The sequence below is a fragment of the Ferrimicrobium sp. genome (assembly GCF_027319265.1).
Taxonomy (GTDB): Bacteria; Actinomycetota; Acidimicrobiia; order Acidimicrobiales; family Acidimicrobiaceae; genus Ferrimicrobium.
The window spans coordinates 1-17,559 of record NZ_DAHVNP010000032.1 but is presented as its reverse complement, the minus strand read 5'-3'; the positions used below and the strand labels follow the sequence as shown (position 1 = coordinate 17,559).

At 57.3% G+C, this 17,559-nt stretch carries 22 protein-coding genes; 15 read left to right on the top strand and 7 right to left on the bottom strand.

The window, feature by feature from the left end; all coding sequences use genetic code 11:
* Positions 1-36: 36 nt before the first annotated feature.
* From M7439_RS05990 to M7439_RS05925, 14 genes are all read left to right on the top strand, one after another.
* Positions 37-279, top strand: coding sequence for a flagellar FlbD family protein (locus M7439_RS05990; RefSeq protein WP_298344671.1), 243 nt, complete (start codon positions 37-39; stop codon positions 277-279).
* 2 nt (positions 280-281) lie between these two features.
* Positions 282-1,088, top strand: coding sequence for a motility protein A (locus M7439_RS05985; RefSeq protein ID WP_298344673.1), 807 nt, complete (start codon positions 282-284; stop codon positions 1,086-1,088).
* A gap of 2 nt (positions 1,089-1,090) precedes the next feature.
* The gene (locus M7439_RS05980; RefSeq protein WP_298344675.1) at positions 1,091-1,876 is read left to right on the top strand and encodes a flagellar motor protein MotB; all 786 of its coding nucleotides are present in this window, start codon (positions 1,091-1,093) and stop codon (positions 1,874-1,876) included.
* A 12-nt stretch (positions 1,877-1,888) separates the two neighbouring features.
* The gene (gene fliL, locus M7439_RS05975) at positions 1,889-2,377 is read left to right on the top strand and encodes a flagellar basal body-associated protein FliL (protein WP_298344677.1); all 489 of its coding nucleotides are present in this window, start codon (positions 1,889-1,891) and stop codon (positions 2,375-2,377) included.
* Positions 2,378-2,436: 59 nt separating this feature from the next.
* Entirely contained in the window at positions 2,437-3,342 is a 906-nt protein-coding gene (locus M7439_RS05970; RefSeq protein ID WP_298344679.1) for a flagellar motor switch protein FliM, read from the top strand.
* Between the two features lie 2 nt (positions 3,343-3,344).
* Positions 3,345-3,653 (top strand): flagellar motor switch protein FliN, encoded by a 309-nt coding sequence (gene fliN, locus M7439_RS05965; RefSeq protein WP_298337747.1) that lies wholly within the window; start codon positions 3,345-3,347, stop codon positions 3,651-3,653.
* Positions 3,653-4,072 (top strand): flagellar biosynthetic protein FliO, encoded by a 420-nt coding sequence (locus M7439_RS05960; protein WP_298344681.1) that lies wholly within the window; start codon positions 3,653-3,655, stop codon positions 4,070-4,072. The genes fliN and M7439_RS05960 overlap by 1 nt, the downstream gene beginning before the upstream one ends.
* 3 nt (positions 4,073-4,075) lie before the next feature.
* A complete protein-coding gene (gene fliP, locus M7439_RS05955) occupies positions 4,076-4,792 on the top strand; it encodes a flagellar type III secretion system pore protein FliP (protein WP_298344683.1) in 717 nt (238 codons plus the stop codon).
* Positions 4,793-4,799: 7 nt separating this feature from the next.
* Entirely contained in the window at positions 4,800-5,075 is a 276-nt protein-coding gene (locus M7439_RS05950) for a flagellar biosynthetic protein FliQ (RefSeq protein ID WP_298337753.1), read from the top strand.
* Between the two features lie 30 nt (positions 5,076-5,105).
* Complete coding sequence (locus M7439_RS05945; RefSeq protein ID WP_298344686.1) at positions 5,106-5,864, top strand: flagellar biosynthetic protein FliR; 759 nt, start codon at positions 5,106-5,108, stop codon at positions 5,862-5,864.
* The gene (locus tag M7439_RS05940) at positions 5,865-6,995 is read left to right on the top strand and encodes a flagellar biosynthesis protein FlhB (RefSeq protein ID WP_298344689.1); all 1,131 of its coding nucleotides are present in this window, start codon (positions 5,865-5,867) and stop codon (positions 6,993-6,995) included. It abuts the gene before it with no gap.
* A 122-nt stretch (positions 6,996-7,117) separates the two neighbouring features.
* Positions 7,118-9,160 carry a flagellar biosynthesis protein FlhA gene (locus M7439_RS05935; RefSeq protein WP_298344692.1) on the top strand — a complete coding sequence of 681 codons (2,043 nt, stop codon included), beginning with the start codon at positions 7,118-7,120 and terminating at the stop codon, positions 9,158-9,160.
* Positions 9,135-10,364, top strand: coding sequence for a hypothetical protein (locus tag M7439_RS05930; protein WP_298344695.1), 1,230 nt, complete (start codon positions 9,135-9,137; stop codon positions 10,362-10,364). Before M7439_RS05935 ends, M7439_RS05930 begins: the two co-directional genes overlap by 26 nt.
* Positions 10,361-10,582 (top strand): hypothetical protein, encoded by a 222-nt coding sequence (locus M7439_RS05925; RefSeq protein WP_298344698.1) that lies wholly within the window; start codon positions 10,361-10,363, stop codon positions 10,580-10,582. The genes M7439_RS05930 and M7439_RS05925 overlap by 4 nt, the downstream gene beginning before the upstream one ends.
* A gap of 18 nt (positions 10,583-10,600) precedes the next feature.
* Here the strand turns inward: M7439_RS05925 and M7439_RS05920 are convergent, their stop codons facing one another.
* Positions 10,601-10,753: a hypothetical protein gene (locus M7439_RS05920; RefSeq protein WP_298344701.1), complete on the bottom strand. Its 153-nt coding sequence runs from the start codon at positions 10,751-10,753 to the stop codon at positions 10,601-10,603.
* Positions 10,754-10,887: 134 nt separating this feature from the next.
* On the opposite strand from M7439_RS05920, the gene M7439_RS05915 reads away from it, so the two are divergent.
* Positions 10,888-11,676, top strand: a complete 789-nt coding sequence (locus M7439_RS05915; RefSeq protein WP_298344704.1) for an enoyl-CoA hydratase-related protein — start codon at positions 10,888-10,890, stop codon at positions 11,674-11,676.
* A 301-nt stretch (positions 11,677-11,977) separates the two neighbouring features.
* Here M7439_RS05915 and rpe read toward each other — a convergent pair whose 3' ends face one another.
* The 6 genes from rpe to M7439_RS05885 form a co-directional block, all read right to left on the bottom strand.
* Positions 11,978-12,691, bottom strand: coding sequence for a ribulose-phosphate 3-epimerase (gene rpe, locus M7439_RS05910; protein WP_298344707.1), 714 nt, complete (start codon positions 12,689-12,691; stop codon positions 11,978-11,980).
* Positions 12,688-13,794: a 23S rRNA (adenine(2503)-C(2))-methyltransferase RlmN gene (gene rlmN, locus M7439_RS05905; protein ID WP_298344710.1), complete on the bottom strand. Its 1,107-nt coding sequence runs from the start codon at positions 13,792-13,794 to the stop codon at positions 12,688-12,690. The genes rpe and rlmN overlap by 4 nt, the downstream gene beginning before the upstream one ends.
* Before the next feature lie 67 nt (positions 13,795-13,861).
* Positions 13,862-14,869 carry an ABC transporter substrate-binding protein gene (locus M7439_RS05900; RefSeq protein WP_298344713.1) on the bottom strand — a complete coding sequence of 336 codons (1,008 nt, stop codon included), beginning with the start codon at positions 14,867-14,869 and terminating at the stop codon, positions 13,862-13,864.
* 144 nt (positions 14,870-15,013) lie between these two features.
* Positions 15,014-15,847, bottom strand: coding sequence for an ABC transporter permease (locus M7439_RS05895; RefSeq protein ID WP_298344716.1), 834 nt, complete (start codon positions 15,845-15,847; stop codon positions 15,014-15,016).
* Entirely contained in the window at positions 15,844-16,653 is an 810-nt protein-coding gene (locus M7439_RS05890; protein ID WP_298344719.1) for an ABC transporter ATP-binding protein, read from the bottom strand. The genes M7439_RS05895 and M7439_RS05890 overlap by 4 nt, the downstream gene beginning before the upstream one ends.
* Complete coding sequence (locus M7439_RS05885; protein WP_298344727.1) at positions 16,650-17,492, bottom strand: RNA-guided endonuclease TnpB family protein; 843 nt, start codon at positions 17,490-17,492, stop codon at positions 16,650-16,652. The genes M7439_RS05890 and M7439_RS05885 overlap by 4 nt, the downstream gene beginning before the upstream one ends.
* Between the last annotated feature and the right edge of the window lie 67 nt (positions 17,493-17,559).

The following is a 17,559-nucleotide window of genomic DNA, read 5'->3' as shown; positions in this document are numbered from 1 at the left end:
GTGCCGATGCTCCTTACAGCACATGGGAGGTGCACGATGATCGAGGTAACTCGGCTGTCAGGATCGACAGTTATTCTGAACGCAGATCTGATTGAAAAGATCGAAGCGACACCGGACACGGTGATCACGCTCACGACAGGAGCGTGTTTTGTCGTCAAGGAGTCGGTGTCAGCGATCGTCGGGATCGTGATCGACTACAAGGCGAGGATTCTTCATCCAGCGCTTGGGAGTCAGGATCATCGAGCGTTGATGGTGTTACATGGAAGTGAGTTGGAGTAGGCATGGATGTTGCAACCCCGATAGGGATCGTATTCGCGCTCATCGCCGTCATCGTTGCGATGGTACTCGATGGTGGCAATCCGGCATCGTTGATCGCGCCCTCAGCGATGCTCTTGGTGATCGGCGGTACGGTTTTTGTCTCCCTTGCTGGTATCCGCTTCAAGGAAGTTGGCAGGATCGTTGGCGCACTGAAGTCAGCGATCCTTGCCAAGTCCTTGACGGCAGAAGAGACCGTCGAGACGCTCGTCAAGTTCGCAGAGATGGCTCGGCGTGAGGGAGTACTCGCTCTCGAGACGGCGGCGAAGGATCTCACCGATCCGTTTTTGAAGACCGGAATCCAGCTCATCATCGACGGGGTCGATGGTGAGAAGATCCGAGAGATCCTCGAAGCCGATATCGACGCAATGCGATCTCGACATAAGGCTGGTGCCAAGTTCTTCAAGGATATGGCGGGTTTTGCTCCGACGCTTGGCATCCTCGGCACCGTGATGGGACTGATCCATGTGCTCGCGAATCTCTCATCGCCAAACACCTTAGGTCCAGCGATCTCAGCGGCCTTCACCGCCACACTTTGGGGTGTCATGACGGCGAACGTGATCTGGCTGCCGATCTCGAACAAGCTCGCCCATCTGGCCGAACAGGAGCACATGGCAAAGCTCCTCATTGTCGATGGCGCCTTGGCCATCCAGAGCGGATCCTCGCCGCGCCTCCTGGAACAACAGTTGATGACCTATCTAGCTCCGGCGGATCGAGCAACCGGGGAGAGCCCGAAGCAAGGCAAGAGTCAGGGCAAGGGCAAGGCGGCCTAGGCATGGGAAAACGTGCGGAGGGTGAAGCGGAGGCGGAGAACTCGGAACGCTGGTTGCTCACCTATGCAGATATGATCACGCTTTTGTTGGCGCTCTTTGTCGTGTTGTTCGCGATGAGCAGTATCTCGCAGAAGAAGTTTGATGAGTTCAAGACAGGTTTAATGCAGACCTTCTCGCAGATGCAACTTCAATCTGCACTGAAGGGGGGAACCGGTCTCTTGGAACATCGCTCGCTCATCACCCATCCCGGGGTCACACCAGGACCTCCACAGATCTCAATACCTCAAACTGGGGCAGGCACTCCCGCGAGTGTCTCCCAGCAAGATAGCCAGCTCGCAGCCGAGATCAATGCAGCTCTTGCACAGGCGAACCTCGCCAACGATGTCCAAGTAGCGGTTGAAAAACGAGGAGTGGTTGTTCGACTGCTCTCAGATAAGGTCTTTTTTAACACCGATTCTGCTGCACTTGGTCCAGTAGGTAGTGAGGTCGTCAATATCATCGGCAAGGTGGTGCAACCGCTGCCAAACGATATCGATGTGGAGGGCTATACCGACTCGGCACCCATCTATGGTGGGCCTTTTTCATCGAACTTCGAACTCTCAGCCGTGCGAGCGGTGACGGTCTTGGAACAGCTCATGCGTACCGACGGGATCGGTGCGAGCCGACTCTCGGCGACTGGCTTTGGTGCTACCCACCCAATTGTACCCAATTCAAACCCGACGAACATGGCGTTGAATCGAAGAGTCGATGTCGTGATTCTTAACTCGCAAACCAACAACCGACTGTAAGGAGGCACAACAATGGCGACCAGGATGGCGCCGGTCGAGGCGACCCCAGAGGAACAGCCCAAGAAGAAAAGCAAGAAGAAGTTGCTGCTCATCATCATCGTGGTGATGGTGCTCGCGGCGGTAGCGGCGTACTTCTTGGTACTGAAAAAGCCCACAAAGGCTACCAAGGGAGCAAAGACGGCGGTAACATTGCCGAGCATCTCGTACACGATGCCGGTCATCACCACGAACCTTGACGATGGCCACATCGTCCAGGCGCAGATGCTCCTTGAACTCGCGCCGGGTGATACGAAGGCCGAGATCGTTAAAGATCTCCCAGAACTGAACAACGCTGCGATCTTGAGCTTCGGTGGCATGGGTTATAGCGAATTACTTCCGACCTCTGGTCGAACACAAGCTGCGGTGACCCTGACCAATGCCTTCAATGCGGTGCTACACACTGGACCAAAGCCGTGGGATACGGTGCAGTCCATCCTCTTTGCGAGTTTCATCGTGCAGTAATCATCGTGCAGTAAGAAGGAAATTCTTCAGTTGAGGGTTCTACGGTCGATGAAGAACCCATGAGCTGGGAGACCACAGAGGATCAGAAGCGACGATCGATACGACCGGTCGACTTTCGTCTACCAAGAAGTTTTGAACGTTCCCATCTGCGCGGCGTGGAGTTGCTGTTAGAGAGCGCATCACGGCCGAGTGCAACCTTGCTCGGGGCTGCCCTGCGCCGCAATGTCAAGATCGAGCTCGACGCAATCGACCAGTTGTCATGGGAGAGCGTCCTCTCAGAGCTGACTGGTTCAGGGTTGGTGATCAACTTCGCACTCCATCCGCTCGCTTCGCGAGCGACGATTTTTCTGCCGGCAGCGGTCGCCCTTCGGCTGATCGACCTTCGTCTTGGGGGTGAAGGAGACTCGCCACCGATCGAGTCGCGTGAGTTGACTGATCTCGAACAGAACCTCGCCTCCAAACTTTTTGAGGATATGGTGACCCAGGTCGCAGCCGCGATCTCGACCCAGACTGCGGTGGTACCCGATCGCATCCACACGGAACCCTCCTTGGAGTTCATCCAGGGCATACCCCTTGGCGAGATGTGTGTATGGGCGAAGTTCCGTTTCTCGCTTGGCGATGACGAGGCGAGTGAACTCTCGATGATCTTGCCCTATTCGATGTTGCGTCCGGTGGTGGAGACGATCTCCTCCCGAGCGGTCGTCATGCAGGAGAATGGCACCGACTTCCAGGCAGCCTTCGAACGCCGGCTGCAAGAAGTACCGGTCATTGCCCGGGTCCGTCTGACCCCCACGACGATCTCGTCGCAGGCCTTCCTTCGGCTCAAGCCAGGAGACGTGGTCGGCCTTGGGCACCGAAAGAGTCGTCCGATGTCGGTGGTGGTGGACCGAGTGGAACTGTACAAGGCGGTACTGGGGCAGGCTGGTTCCCGTGTCGCGGCAATCATCGTGGGTGAGGAGGAGTAAGGATGGAGAATGAGGAGATAGCCGAGGTAGAACGGCCAGTGACGGTCGATAACCTTGCGGTGCTTCGCAACGTCGAGATGGAGTTGACCGTAGAGCTTGGTCGGGCGAAGATGTCGGTTAAGGCACTTTTGAACCTCACCAGTGGTGACGTCATCGAACTCGATCGTGCGGCAAATGCGCCAGTCGATGTCTTGGTGAACGGAACTCTGGTGGCCCATGGTGAGGTCGTCGTCGTCGATGATGAGTTCGGCGTGCGCATCGTCGAGGTGGTCAACTCTGAAGAGGTCGATAACTTGAGGGCTGGGCGCTGATGGGGTCGATTGCTAGCGCGTTGCTGGCGCTCGGGGCCGTCATTGCCCTCATCGTTGGCATGGGTAAGGTTGCCAAACGCCGACGCATTGGGATGGTGGGTGCTGAACGAGGGCACGGACCACTGAAGGTGACCCAGCGGGTCGCTCTTGGTCAGAAGGCGAACATATTTGTCCTCGATGCAGGGGAGAAGCGCCTGCTCATTGGGGTCTCCGGCACACAGCTTCAACTTCTCGGTGAGCTTGGCGTGGAGCTCGCCCCTGAGGAGCCGGTCGAAGTCTTAGATCTTTCAATGATTGAAGATCCGGAGCGCGAACTGCTGGCGACCTGGGGCAGGACGAATGGCGATATCTGGCATGGACGGCAGAAGGAGAGCGTAGTGGCTGGTATTCGCCGGCTACTCGGCGGACAACAGAGTTAATCAATGGGCTCTGCTACTCTCGGGACGGCACTGCTTGGGGCCGTCGGGCCGGCAACGAAGTTGCCGAGCCTGAATATCAGCTTGCACGGTGCCTCAGGGCCGAGTGAGTCACTGATCATCATCTTGGTCCTCACCTTGTTGTCGGTTGCGCCATCCCTCCTTATCCTGTTGACGGGATTCGTCCAGATCGTGGTGGTGCTCTCGATCACGCGAAATGCACTTGGGCTCACCGCGACACCTCCAAACCAGGTGCTGGCGGGACTCGCTCTCTTTCTTGCGATCTTCATCATGGCACCGACCATCAAGATCGTCGATCATGTGGCGGTCCAGCCCTATCTGCACGGACAAATCAACGCAGTGCAAGCCTATGATCGGGCGCAGACTCCGATCAAGGAGTGGATGCTCTCCAACACCAGGACCCAAGAGCTTGAGCTCTTTGCCAAGGTGAATCATCAAGGCACGGTCGCACCAACGAGCGTTTCGATGGATGCGGTTATTCCCGCCTTCTTGCTCTCGGAGTTGCATTCGGCCTTCATTATCGGCTTTGTGATCTTTCTGCCCTTTCTCGTGATCGATCTGGTGGTGTCGTCGATCCTGATGAGTTTGGGGATGATGATGCTGCCACCAACGCTGGTATCACTTCCCTTCAAGCTGTTACTTTTTGTCATGGTCGATGGTTGGACACTTGTGGTGCACGCGTTGCTAGTGAGTATGAAATGAGTAGGCAATGAATGATGGACCTGTCCTCCAGATCGCTGGCCAAACTCTCTATCTCGCCGCCAAGCTCGCCGGACCGGTATTGGCTGGAGCCCTAGCGATTGGTCTCGTTGTGGCCTTTATCCAGACGCTTACCCAAATTCAAGAGGCGACCTTGAGCTTTCTCCCCAAACTTGTCGTGATTGCACTCATCATCTTCCTTGCTGGTCATTGGATGCTCTCTCAACTCGATGGGTTTACCATTCAGATGTATCGAGAGATCCCTTCTTTGGTGAGTTCTCTTTGAGATGGCCAAGCACCAAGGAAGCGGGTTTGTATGCAGGTAGCCTTCGATGCACATTGGCTGATCGGCTACCTCCTGGCGTTCAGCCGTTCGATGGGTTTTATCCTGGTGGCTTTTCCGTTCGCGATGCCGGTGGTTCCGATCACGGCGCGAGTGGCGATCGCTGTCGCCTTTGGCCTTGGAACCGAGTCGCCGCTTGTTCGGGGGATGGCACTGCCGACGACGACGGGTGGCTTGATCGGCACCACTGCTGAACAACTACTCATTGGAGCGGCGCTCGGCTTCTTCGCTATGTTGTTTGTCTCTCTTGGGGAGTCAGCGGGTGGGCTGGTGGGCCTTTTCGGTGGCTTCTCGACTCCACCAGCACTCGACCCGCTATCGCTGAATGAGACCCCAGTGACTGGTGAGTTCTACAACCTGATGTGGATCGTCCTCTTCTTCGTCTCAGGGGCCGATGTGGTGGTGATTCATGGGTATTTCGCCAGTTTTGGGACACCGAATCTCTTCCATCTCTCCTTCACACTCGGCATCTTAGTCAAGTCGGTGACGATTCTCTTTGTCTCCTCGCTCGAGGTGGCCTCGCCGATCCTTGCGGTGATGTTTTTCTCTCAGATCGTCGTTGGCATCCTCACCAAGGTCGCCCCTCAGCTCTATGCGTTGACCTTCATCTTCCCACTCCAGATTCTTCTGTCATTCATCCTAATGGTGGTCGCGGTGCCCCTCTTGCCGCATCTCTTTGATGCCTCGATCCGAGACCTCTTAGCGGCTGAGCGGGACCTCTTGGGAGGTTAAGTGCCAAAGAATGAGGGTACCGAACAGCCGACGGCACAGAAGCTGCAAAAGGCCAAGAAAGAGGGGACGGTTGCACGCTCTGCGGAACTAGCGACTTGGTTGGTGATCCTCACGTTTTCACTGGCCGCACCGTTGATGTTTCATCTCGTGGAGGCAAAGATCGTCGCCTTTAGCCACCTTGCTCTCAATGGTGGCGCGTCAATCACCACGGCAACGGCCCTGCGTCGGCTCGAATCGGGACTCGAGACCGTGGGGGAACTCGCTATTATTGTCGCGACGCCAGTCGCAGTTTTCGTGGCACTGATCAACATTGCGCAGGTGGGAATACGCTTTGTACCCAAAAAGATCACACCGACCTTTACTCATTTCTCGCCAAAGCAGAATCTTTCACGCATCTTCTCCACCACCCCAGCGATTGAGGCAGCGAAGTCGCTCGTGAAGCTGTTGATCGTCGTGGTGGTCTCGACGCTCCTATTGTTGGGAGGCGTGGATGCCTTGACGTCTGCGTCAGTTGCGCCGCTCGCTGTGGCCGCGCAGGTCGCCTCGATGAGTCTGGAGCTGGTACGGCTTACTGGGGTCTTGGGACTCGCGATTGCACTGATTGACTACGGCCGTTCTCGGCAGCAGGTGCGCAAACAGCTGCTGATGACTCGTCAAGAGGTCAAGGATGAGATCAAGCAGTACGAGGGGGATCTACAGACCAAGGGGCGCCGCCGTCGAGTCGCTCGAGAGCTCTCAAGGCGGCGTATGATCGCCAACGTGGCCCTCGCTGACGTGGTGGTGGCGAATCCCACACACGTGGCGGTTGCGCTCAAGTATGAGCCGGCGACCCATCGCGCACCTATCGTTTTAGCCAAGGGCTCGGAGTACATCGCTGCTACCATTCGAGAGCGGGCTCGGGTGGCAGGGGTGCCGATCGTCATCGACCCGCCCCTGGCGCGCGCGCTCAATATCGCGGTTCCTGTCGGAGAGTCGATCCCTGGTTCTCTGTTCCTGGTCGTGGCTCGTCTCCTCGCCTTTGTCTATCAGCTTTCGACGACCGCACGGTACTACGAGTCCACCCATCAGTCCAATTTAGAGGAGATCCCGGAGGAGATTCTGGAGCGAGTTCTCACCGAACTCGCCACCTAGGCAGCTCCAATTCATCGTTGGTTGATGGTTTTAATTAAAGGTCGTGCACTTGACTGACGAAGTGTTGAGTACACGGATGAGCCCTATTCTCAAGGATGACCAAGGTTCAATGAGGGAGGACCATGGAGAGTGCCCGTATGCGCCGCTTGGCGCTCGCGGTACCGATTGGCATCGCCGTGATTGTGGTGATGTTAGTCGTTCCAATCCCCTCACAGCTGCTCGATATACTTATCACCGCCAACATCACCTTCGCACTGGTCGTCCTCGGAGTCTCCCTGCGAGTGACGGATCCTTTGGAGTTCGCGGCCTTCCCCTCAGTGCTCTTAATCGCAACCATGTTTCGATTGGCGCTCAATGTCTCGGCGACCCGATTGGTGCTGTTGCATGCCTATGCCGGATCCGTGATCGAGAGCTTTGGCCACTTTGTGGTCGGCGGATCGGTCGTTGTCGGTCTGGTTGTCTTCGCTATTTTGTTCATCATCCAGTTCGTCGTGATTACCTCTGGTGCAGGACGGGTCGCTGAGGTTGGTGCTCGGTTCACCTTGGATGCGATGCCGGGCAAGCAGATGGCTATCGATGCCGACCTCAACGCTGGCCACATCGATGAGGCCGAGGCTCGACGACGACGCGCACGTATCTCCAAGGAGGCTGACTTCTACGGCGCGATGGACGGCGCTTCGAAGTTCATCAAGGGTGATGCCATCGCAGCGGCGGTGATCACCGTGATCAACCTCATCGGCGGCTTCATCGTCGGTGTGGTGCAGCATCATCTCTCGATCACCCAGTCGATTGATACGTACTCCTTGCTCTCTGTTGGTGACGGTCTCGTCAGTCAGATCCCCGCGCTGCTCCTCTCGATCGCAACCGGTCTGGTTGTGACCCGAACCTCGAACGACTCGGACTTTGGCCTCGATCTTTTGCAACAGCTCTTGAAGCAGTCCGTAGCCCTCCAGATCGCTGGCGGTATTATCGGCACTCTTGGTTTGCTGCCGGGCTTGCCAAAGCTTCCGTTCCTGCTCGTCGGTGGCACCGTCTTTGTGATTGGATGGCGTGTCTCAAAGACTCCTGAGCGAGATGAAGGGGCGACGGCTGAGGCGCTGACCCAGGTCGCGGCCCCCGAGACCGCCCAGGACGTCGTTGGCGTCGAGATCCTCGAACTCGAGTTGGGCTTTGAACTCCTCGACGTGGTGGATCCGGCAAAGGGTGGCGACCTGCTTGAACGGGTAAAGGGGCTGCGCCGCAAACTGGCTGGGGAACTCGGTTTCGTACTGCCGCCAGTGCGAACGCACGACAATTTGGATATCGGCCCCACCGAGTACGTGATCAAGATCGCAGAGATGGAGATCAGTCGCGGGAAAGTCCCTCGTGATCGCGTGCTCGCGATCGGTGATAATCTCGATGCATTACCCGGTGAGGAGACCGTCGATCCTGTCTTTGGCCTGCGAGCTCGTTGGATCCCACCCGACTACAAGACCCAGGCACAGGTGCTCGGAGCTACCGTGGTGGATCGCTCTTCGGTCATCGTCACCCATCTCTCAGAGGTTGTCCAACATCATGCAGGTGCACTGCTCACACGGCAGCAGACCAAAGAGATGCTCGATGCTCTCAAGCGAGTTGCTCCCGTGGTGGTTGATGAACTCAACACCGCTCAGGTGGCCATGGGTGATATTCAGCGAGTCTTGCGAGAACTGCTTGACGAGCGCGTTCCGGTGAGAAACCTGCCGGCGATTGTTGAGGCGATTGTCGATCGGTACCGCACCTCCAAGGAGCCCGATGCACTCCTCGATGCGGCGCGGGAAGCGCTCGGTGGGGCTATCTCATCAACTTTTGCCCAGGATGGGATGCTAGCGGTTGTCTACCTCTCATCACAGCTCGAGATGCGCTTTGCTGAGAGCCTGGTAACCGTGGATGGTCGCCGAGTGTTAGGTATCGGCATGGAAGAGATCGTTCGCCTTCGAGAGGAGATCCGGGCGGCCAAGCTGCGAGCTGAGATAGAGGGTCATGAACCAGTACTTGTATGTATGCCCGCTATTCGTAGAGCACTCTTCCAGACCCTTCGCGCGGGTGATGCAGCGATTCCAGTGTTGGCCGTGAGGGAGCTTGCTCCTTCGCTTAAGTTGATTCAGATAGGAGTGATTGGTGATGTCGAACCAGCTACGGTTTAATGGAAAATCGATTGAGGAGGCGCTCGCAAAGGCGCGAACGGCGCTTGGAGAGGGCGTTCGGCTGGTGGCGGCAGAACGGGTGAGCAAGCCTGGCTTCGTGGGGAAGCGCATCAGCTTCACCGTCGTGGTTGAACCCCCAACGGCACCGATCTCAGCACCTGGATTTGCAGCTGCCCTTCGTAACGTACTCGTCAGTGCAGGCCCACGACCGCTAGGGCCAGCCGACGCGGATGAATCCGATTATCGGAGCGTGCAAGATGAGCTTGCGAGGACCTATGGACGATCATCGACGACAACTGCTTCCTCTCCAACACCTCCAATCTCCGCTCCGATGTCGACCCCCAAGGTGTTCCGTCGGGATGGAAAGGTGACGAAGTTGACCAACATCGCTGCTCCGAGCTGGGCAACACTAGCGGATCCGGTCATGGTTCCTCCGAACGAGGCCCAGCCAGAGCATCCGGTTACCTTGACCACGTCCGAAGCGTCTGATACCAGGCTGATGCCTGCTCGGTTGGTGGTTGATACTCCTGGTGCCCAAGGCGCTGAGCAGATGGACCTTGCGCAGATGGACGCCGGTCACGCGAATGTTGACACCCCGTTGACAGAGACAGAGCTCGTCCAGGCCGCCCGTCGTGCGATGGAGGCAGGATCGGCACCTGGCGCGTTTCTCGTTGATCGCATCGACGCGCTTGTCGTCGATCTCGCTGGTGACGCACCGGTTGTTGATCTTCGGGGACATCCCTTCATGGCCGAAACGGCCCAGTTCGGTGGAGTGACCCAGCTCGTAGCCGTTGTGGTGCCCTCGGCGACGGATCCGATCGGACGCTTTACTGAGATCTGTGAGGAGTTGGGAATCGTGCCAGCACATCGTTTTGTGCTTGCGCGTCGCCGCCGAGAGATCCCAGCACAGATGCTGAGTTCAGCCAACGCGGTAGCCCGGTCGGTAATGGATTGCACTGAGTCGAGTGGCCGCACGGGAGTTTTAGTGGATCCTGGTCAACTACGCCTGTTGCGCGGCTCTTTTCTCGATTCCATGATGGCGGTCGTGGTCGCTGTTGAGGGTGGGGCAACGGTCGCCCGACTGGAGCGTGAGATGAGTCCCTGTGGTGAGATCGATGCGCTCTGGTATCACGGCGATGACATGATCGCTGCCAAGTTAGGAATTGCTCGGTTGCGGCCATCGACCACAGGAGCTGATCGGTGAAGGTTCCATGGCGGGTGCGCTTGACACTCGTCGGTGCCTTCATCGCGACCTACTCCAGCTTGCGAAACGTTTTGGAGGGCTATAACGGTTGGTCAATCTACCTCGAACACCTCTTGATTGCACTCTTGGTTGTCTATGTCGGTCTCTCGATCCTTGCGACCATCACCGCCTGGTATAACTTACAGAACTTGGCTGAGCGTCGTAGGCGATCAGATTAGCTGCCATAACCGGGCAGATCAATGGTCAGGTCGTTCTTGCTCATCACGAAAGACGGTGGCGGGTAGTTCGCCGATGAATGGGTTCTGAGAGAGGGCAGTGATGTCCTTCCACCGTTCCCAAAGATGAGCGATGTGTCCCTTGTTGAGGGAAGATTCACTGTTGTCACGCATGCTGGGCATTCCTATAGGTTACAATCTCTTCCAATCATGGATGACCAATGCGAGCGATTATGGCTACCCAGAGGGAATGACCCGAGAGACATACTATGACGATACGGTCGAGATAAAACGAAAAGGTGGGGGAATTGGCGGAAGTAGAGGTCCAACAACATGGTGCGACGATGGTCGTTACGATCAATCGTCCTGAGCAATTGAACTGTGTGAACGATAGGGTCGCTGAGGGGATTACTGAGGCACTCCAAGATGCGGAGACCGACTCCTCGATTCGGAGTGTTGTCCTGACGGGAGCGGGAGACCGTGCCTTCTGCACAGGAATGGATCTCAAGTTTGCCCAAGCCAACGGTAGCGGTGGTGTCATCATCCCTGGTCGTGGGTTTGCCGGTATTGGTGGTTACGATTTCCCCAAACCTTTGATCGCTGCGGTCAACGGTTACGCGGTTGCGGGAGGTTTTGAGATCGTCCTCAACTGCGATCTGGTCGTCGCAAGCGAAGGAGCTCGCTTCGGACTTCCTGAGGCAAAACGCGGTCTCCTGGCGACGGGTGGTGGCCTTATTCGCTTGAGCGAGCTTGTTGGGCGAAGCGTGGCGATGGAACTTGCACTGACCGGCGAGCCGATCGGAGCAGATCGCGCTCTGGAGCTTGGGATGATCAATAGGGTCGTTCCGCGCGCAGAGTTGCTTACCGAAGCCCTTGCCTTTGCTGAGAGGATCGCTGCTGCTGGTCCACAGGCGATTGCCCACACCAAGCGCTTGCTGCGTGGCACCTATGCGCGTGCAACAGAGATGATCTGGCAACTCAACTCCGAGCTCGCCGTTATCACGATGGAGTCCGCCGAGGCTGCCGAGGGGATGGCGGCCTTTGTCGAGCGGCGCGAACCCAGGTGGCAGTCTTTGGAGGACGAGGCCATCTCCTAGTCATAGTATCTTTTAGTCATAGTGTTGCTCTGGAATCAGCTTGTTCACGATGACCGTTGTCGTGCCCGGCTGGTCACGTATGTGGAGAATCACTGGAACCTGGTTACGGGTTCCACGTTTCGCTTGAAACGTTCGTCTGCGATGACGGTGGTAGCTGCATTCTTGGCCCAGACCGAGGTTGCCATTCCCTACCTCGCTTGAGGTGTGCTAGCTGGACGTATTCCAAAGGTCCCTTCCTAGTGCCGGCATGTAGCAAGGCCGCCCACCTGGGGTGAAGTCCTTCTGGAGGAGGAACTTCGGCCTAGAGCGATGTAGGTCGTTGCAGGTGAACATCACGGGCAAGCTGATGGAAGTTCTCAACCGCCTCGGCGAGATGCCCACGATGTGCCATGAGGGCGGAGCCGGAAACGAGGACCTCTGCCCCGTTGATCACACATTCTTGGATCGTCTCCTCGGAGACGCCGCCGTCAACCTCGATCTTGACCAGCGGGTTGGTGACTTCGCGGAGCGCAACGGCCGCCAGAATCTTGGCATCCATCGCCTCGATATAGTGTTGGCCACCAAAGCCTGGGTTGACGCTCATGATCATCAACACGTCGAGTTGATCCATGACGTACTCGACATCGGTGAGTGGCGTAGCCGGGTTGAGGGCAACGCCGGCTCGTACCCCGAATGACTTGATGAGGCTAAGGGTCCGGTGGAGATGACGGGTGGCCTCCGCGTGCACGGTGATCAACTCGCAGCCCGCCTCCACGAACTCGCCCACGTAACGTTCGGGATCGACGATCATCAGGTGCACCTCGTAGGGAAGCGTGCTGTAGCGTCGGCAACTGGCGATCACGGGCGCCCCGATGGTGATGTTGGGTACAAACACGCCATCCATCACGTCCCAGTGGATGCGATCCACACCGGCCTCTTCTAGGGCCTGTAACTCCTCGCCGAGTCGTCCAAAATCACATGGCAAAACCGAGGGGGCGAGTTCAACGATTCTTTCAGCTCGCTGCGATTCAATCATCTGCTAACTCCTTGCTGTCGCTCGATGGGCTGGGACCTATCCTCGTTGGAGCTGGTAGTACATGCTGTGAGGCGGGGGTTGGACCGGCGGCGAATAGTCATCGGCTCTGTGCGCATTGCGAGTTGTCCACACGCTGCATCAATGGTCTGGCCACGCGTTGACCGAATCGTACAGCGAACATCGTTTGCCTGGAGGGTCCGCTGAAAGGCGAGTACTCGGTCGCGCGTGCTGCCACGGACAAGGTAGCCGGGCGTGGGGTTGAGAGGGATGAGGTTCACGTGTGCTCTGAGGCGCCGTGCGATGGTGCCCAACTCATCGGCGGCACGTTGGGTGTCGTTAAAGTCGGCGATCATCGCCCACTCCAAACTCACCAGACGGGAGGTCGCCGCTGTCCATTCTTCACAGCTCGCAACGATCTGTTCGATCGGATAGCGTCGATTTAGCGGAATGATCTCGGAGCGATCATGGTCGTTGGCGGCGTGGAGTGAGACGGCGAGCGTCAACGGTAGCCCCTCTGTGGCGAGGCGTTTGATGCCCGGAACGACGCCGACGGTTGACACGGTAATGCGCCGAGGTGATATTCCGAAACGATCTACGATGACCCTGAGAGCCCCCATCAAGGATCGGTAGTTGGCGAGGGGTTCCCCCATGCCCATCATGACAATATTCGAGAGACGGCGAGGGAGTGCGGCTTGTTTGGCCCGGTATACCTGTTCGACGATCTCTGCAGTGGTGAGTTGTCGCCCAAACCCTCCCTGGCCAGTTGCACAGAAGCTACAGGCCATGGCGCAGCCAGCCTGGGTTGAGATGCATGCGGTGGCTCGATGTGGATACTCCATCAAGACGGTCTCAATGCGATAGCCGCCGTCGATTTCGTACAACCATTTACGAGTCGCCATGTCGTCACTGGTCGTCATGGTTACTTCGCTGAGGCTCAAGGGGTAGTCGTTGTCGAGCTGGGCGCGCAGCCGAAGTGGGAGATTGGTGATCTCCGTCACTGGTAGCGCCTTCTCAAAGAGTCCTTCGAAGAGCTGTTTGACCCGATATCGAGCGCCGAGTGTCTCCTCGGCGGTGGCGGGATCGAGGTCAAAGAGCGAAGGCATAGGTATAAGGTTAGTCAGGAGTGGTACTGTGGCGGTGAACTGCACCTGCCACAGATGCCAAATGTGGCTAACTCGCCGGCACCTTGTTGGCAAAGCTCTGGTCGATATAGCGAGAGACGCTCAATGGTTGGTGGTAGTCGACGAGCCCATTGGCCAGATAGACCCGCTGCATCGCTTGAAGGGTCGAGACGGGAGGTGCGAGGTTTGGTGCATAGATGCTCGGTGGTTCCGTAGCCAAGATGCTTGTGGACTCTCCCGTAGCCTTGGCAATGATGGCGAGGTTTGCAGCGCTGGTCTGGGCAGATCCTTGGAGGTCTTGGGCTCCCTTGGCGAGCGCATCAAAGAAGTGCTGGGCCGCAGGAGTCTTGGCAAAGGAGCCGCCATAGATCACACCGACGACCGCGGTTTTCACCGGTGCCGGGGAGACGAGGGTTCCATCCTTGGCGGCAAGAATCGCAGAGAGGAAGGGTGCCGCTGGATAGGCCGCTGCGACGGAGTGATTGGCGAGCGCCGTCTCCATATCGGGAAAGCCGAGGTTGACCACGTTCACGTCAGCGAGGGTCAAGTGATACGGCTTGAGTGCTTCGGCCAAGAGGTAGCCCCCGGCTGCTCCAGCGCCTCCATCAATACCGATTTTGGCACCACGCAGTTCGGCGGCGGTGAGGGATTTGCCAGCTGGAACAACGCCGTTCGCAACGACGAGCCCATTTGCGGCAGTGCCGGATGCTTCGGCCGCCATCGATCCGACCACCTTAAAGTTCAAACCCTGGTTGATGGCATCGAACATGCCCGCAGAGAAGCCCCCAAGGACGACCTGGACGCGATTGGTGGCCGCCAAGGTGGTTGCACTCTGCCCTGAAGAGACGACGGTCAAGTGGACGTTGAGATGTTCCTTGGCGAAGTAGCCCTTGGCCATAGCGATGTAGAGGGGGTCAAAAAGCGGAATCGGCACATAGGCGACCGTCACGTTGGTCGTTGAAGCGGTGCTCGTAGTACTACTGGTGCTGGTGCTGCCACAAGCGGCGAGGATGCCCGATGCTCCTAGGGCAAGTGCAACGGTAGCCAATCTGTTCATTCGACGCATCGTATCTGTTCCTTACTGCTGTTTTCCTAGGAGCCACCCCGGATTGGGAGTACCTTCTGAGCTGTCCTGGAGTGGATCTTCCAGGCGAGTATAGCCAACCGAGACGACGGTCCCGGCTGAGGTCAAGATTGCTGGTCAGTCACGAGAGTTCCTGCGTGACCAGGGCATGATCCTTCGCGCAACGAGTTCGACGATGCCGGTCAGCACCACTCCAACCAGTGCGATGGTGATCAGACCAACGTACATCTGATTGGGTTCGAAGAGTTGCCAGGAGTTCCAGACCAGATAGCCCAATCCACTGTTAGCGGCGACGAACTCGGTGGCGGTGACGACGACAAGTGCAAGTGCTGCCGCCACTCGGAGACCGGTGAAGATGGCGGGCAAGGTTCCGGGGATGAGTACGTGCCAGAAAAGACGTCGACCTTTGGCCCCGTACGCTCTTCCGGCTTCGATGAGCTGGGGATCGATCGAGCGCACCCCTGCCATTGCGTTGATTTCGAGGACAAAAAACGAGACAGCGGCCACGGTGAGGATCTTCGGTGTCTCTCCGATCCCAAAAATGACGAGGAGGAGTGGTAACACCGCGATCTGGGGAACCGCGTAGAGGGCGGAAAACAGCGGAGAGAAGGCGGCGCGGAGCGTACGAAAGATGCCAAGGAAGATCCCGACGACGATCCCCGCCGCACCTCCTAAGACGAAACCGACGATGAGGCGGAGCGAGGTGATACCGAGATCGTGGGTCAAGATGCCGTTGTTGATCAGCGCGATGGCGGTAGAGAAGATGGTCGTCGGTGGGGTAAAGATCTTGGCGTCGATCAGGCCGGTAGAACTGGCGATCTGCCAAAGTACGAGTAGCGCAATAGGGGTAGCGATCCCTAGTACCAAGTCACGCTGTCGTAGCCGGCGACTGTGGGCCGAACTCCGGTTGAGCTCGGCATCGATCGGGTTCTCTGTGGAGGTTGCGGTCAACGGGACTCCATTGATGCCATGACCTCATCGTGGAGATCGTTAATAATGGTGTCCTTCAAGGTGACGAATCGTGGATCAGCCATGTTGTGAAGGGTGCGAGGTCGTTCCAGTGGTACATCGAGGCTGGCCTTGATGCGTCCGGGGCGTCGACTCATGACCATCACCTGGTCGCCGAGGAGGATGGCCTCGTCAATGGAGTGCGTGACAAGGAGCACCGTCTTGCGGGTCTCCTCCCACAAGCGAATCAAATCCTCCTGGATGAGGAGCCTGGTCTGTTCGTCCAGTGCCCCCATGGGTTCGTCCATGAGGAGGACATCGGGTTCCGTCACGAACGCTCGAGCGATGGAGAGACGTTGCCGCATGCCTCCTGAGAGGGCGTTGGGGAACGCCTTCTCAAAGCCAGCGAGACCTACTCGGTCGATCCAGAGTTGTGATCGGCGATTGCGCTCCTTGGTCTCCACGCCTGCCATTTTGAGGCCAAAACTGACGTTGTCGAGCACAGTGAGCCAAGGGAAGAGGGCATGGTCTTGGAAGACAAAAGCAACCTGGAGTGCTCGTGCGTGTTTGACGGACCCCTGGCTCGGGGTCTCGATACCGCCAACAATCCTGAGGAGGGTGGATTTGCCACACCCCGATGGCCCAATGAGCGAGGTAAAGGAGCCTCGTGCCAACGTTAGATCAACATTGTTGAGTGCGAGCACGCCCCGGCCGTTGGTGGTAAAAACTTTGGTAATACCCTTGGCGCGAACGAGCCAATCATCCTGGTCAACCGTTGCATCCGAGTGATTAATAGTGAGTCCACTCATGATGATGCACCCTTTACAAGGTTCTCATGCTCACTTGTCCGAGAGTCGTTCTTGCCTCTCCAAGCACGGCCAGTATTGCTACTGGTCTTACATCCTCTCACCAGGTGATAAGTCAACCCATCATCTGAACTGTCGTCTGTACCCGATGAGGGCCTGGGAACGAACAGGGCACTGGCCTCAACTAGGCCAGGACTGGTAACCGACCAGTCACGGATATTGAGCCCAGCATTGGCATCGCGATCCACCTCAACGTGACAGGTCTCACAGGTAAGTCTCTTGGCGAGCTTTGCACCCATGAGTCTGCCCGAGCAGTCATGGTGGATCTGCGATGAGGGGAAGAAGCGATCCACAACGACTACCTTAACTCCGGCTCGTTTGGCCTTGTAGGCGAGTGTTGGTCGAAAGGCTCCGAGTCCGGCATCAGATACCGAGCGTCGAAAGGCTCGTCTTCCCATGCTCTGCCTCATGGCGGCGAGATTCAGATCTTCAATCTTTACCTCGCCGTAGTTATCCACCAGGTAACGCGTTAATTGGTGGATACTTTCACGACGGATGTATACGGACTTGCGGTCTAGCTTGGCGAGCTTGGCTTTCGCTCGCCTGTATCCGTTTGAACCGGGTATTATCCGTCGTGAAAGAGCGCGCCCAACCCTACGACGCTCGGTAAGCGTCGTACGTAGTGGTGCTGGGTTGGGAAAGACTTCTATATTGCCATCGCTATCGGCTATCGTTGCTAGCGACCTCAGTCCAAGATCGACACCAGCGCGAACGTTTGGCTTTGATGGAGACTGGTTGGAAACGATACTGGTCCTCACTGCGACTTGACAAGATACAAACAGTCTCCCCCACCTCTCTGAGAGCGTGCAGTTGAGCAGACGAGCGTTGTTCTTGGCTAGGTGGCGCTGT

Excerpts from the sequence above, each read along its gene's own strand:
- M7439_RS05990 (WP_298344671.1), top strand. The coding sequence starts at position 37 with ATGATCGAGGTAACTCGGCTGTCAGGATCGACAGTTATTCTGAACGCA.
- M7439_RS05985 (WP_298344673.1), top strand. The coding sequence starts at position 282 with ATGGATGTTGCAACCCCGATAGGGATCGTATTCGCGCTCATCGCCGTC.
- M7439_RS05980 (WP_298344675.1), top strand. The coding sequence starts at position 1,091 with ATGGGAAAACGTGCGGAGGGTGAAGCGGAGGCGGAGAACTCGGAACGC.
- fliL (WP_298344677.1), top strand. The coding sequence starts at position 1,889 with ATGGCGACCAGGATGGCGCCGGTCGAGGCGACCCCAGAGGAACAGCCC.
- M7439_RS05970 (WP_298344679.1), top strand. The coding sequence starts at position 2,437 with ATGAGCTGGGAGACCACAGAGGATCAGAAGCGACGATCGATACGACCG.
- fliN (WP_298337747.1), top strand. The coding sequence starts at position 3,345 with ATGGAGAATGAGGAGATAGCCGAGGTAGAACGGCCAGTGACGGTCGAT.
- M7439_RS05960 (WP_298344681.1), top strand. The coding sequence starts at position 3,653 with ATGGGGTCGATTGCTAGCGCGTTGCTGGCGCTCGGGGCCGTCATTGCC.
- fliP (WP_298344683.1), top strand. The coding sequence starts at position 4,076 with ATGGGCTCTGCTACTCTCGGGACGGCACTGCTTGGGGCCGTCGGGCCG.
- M7439_RS05950 (WP_298337753.1), top strand. The coding sequence starts at position 4,800 with ATGAATGATGGACCTGTCCTCCAGATCGCTGGCCAAACTCTCTATCTC.
- M7439_RS05945 (WP_298344686.1), top strand. The coding sequence starts at position 5,106 with ATGCAGGTAGCCTTCGATGCACATTGGCTGATCGGCTACCTCCTGGCG.
- M7439_RS05935 (WP_298344692.1), top strand. The coding sequence starts at position 7,118 with ATGGAGAGTGCCCGTATGCGCCGCTTGGCGCTCGCGGTACCGATTGGC.
- M7439_RS05920 (WP_298344701.1), bottom strand. The coding sequence starts at position 10,753 with ATGCGTGACAACAGTGAATCTTCCCTCAACAAGGGACACATCGCTCAT.
- rpe (WP_298344707.1), bottom strand. The coding sequence starts at position 12,691 with ATGATTGAATCGCAGCGAGCTGAAAGAATCGTTGAACTCGCCCCCTCG.
- rlmN (WP_298344710.1), bottom strand. The coding sequence starts at position 13,794 with ATGCCTTCGCTCTTTGACCTCGATCCCGCCACCGCCGAGGAGACACTC.
- M7439_RS05900 (WP_298344713.1), bottom strand. The coding sequence starts at position 14,869 with ATGAACAGATTGGCTACCGTTGCACTTGCCCTAGGAGCATCGGGCATC.
- M7439_RS05890 (WP_298344719.1), bottom strand. The coding sequence starts at position 16,653 with ATGAGTGGACTCACTATTAATCACTCGGATGCAACGGTTGACCAGGAT.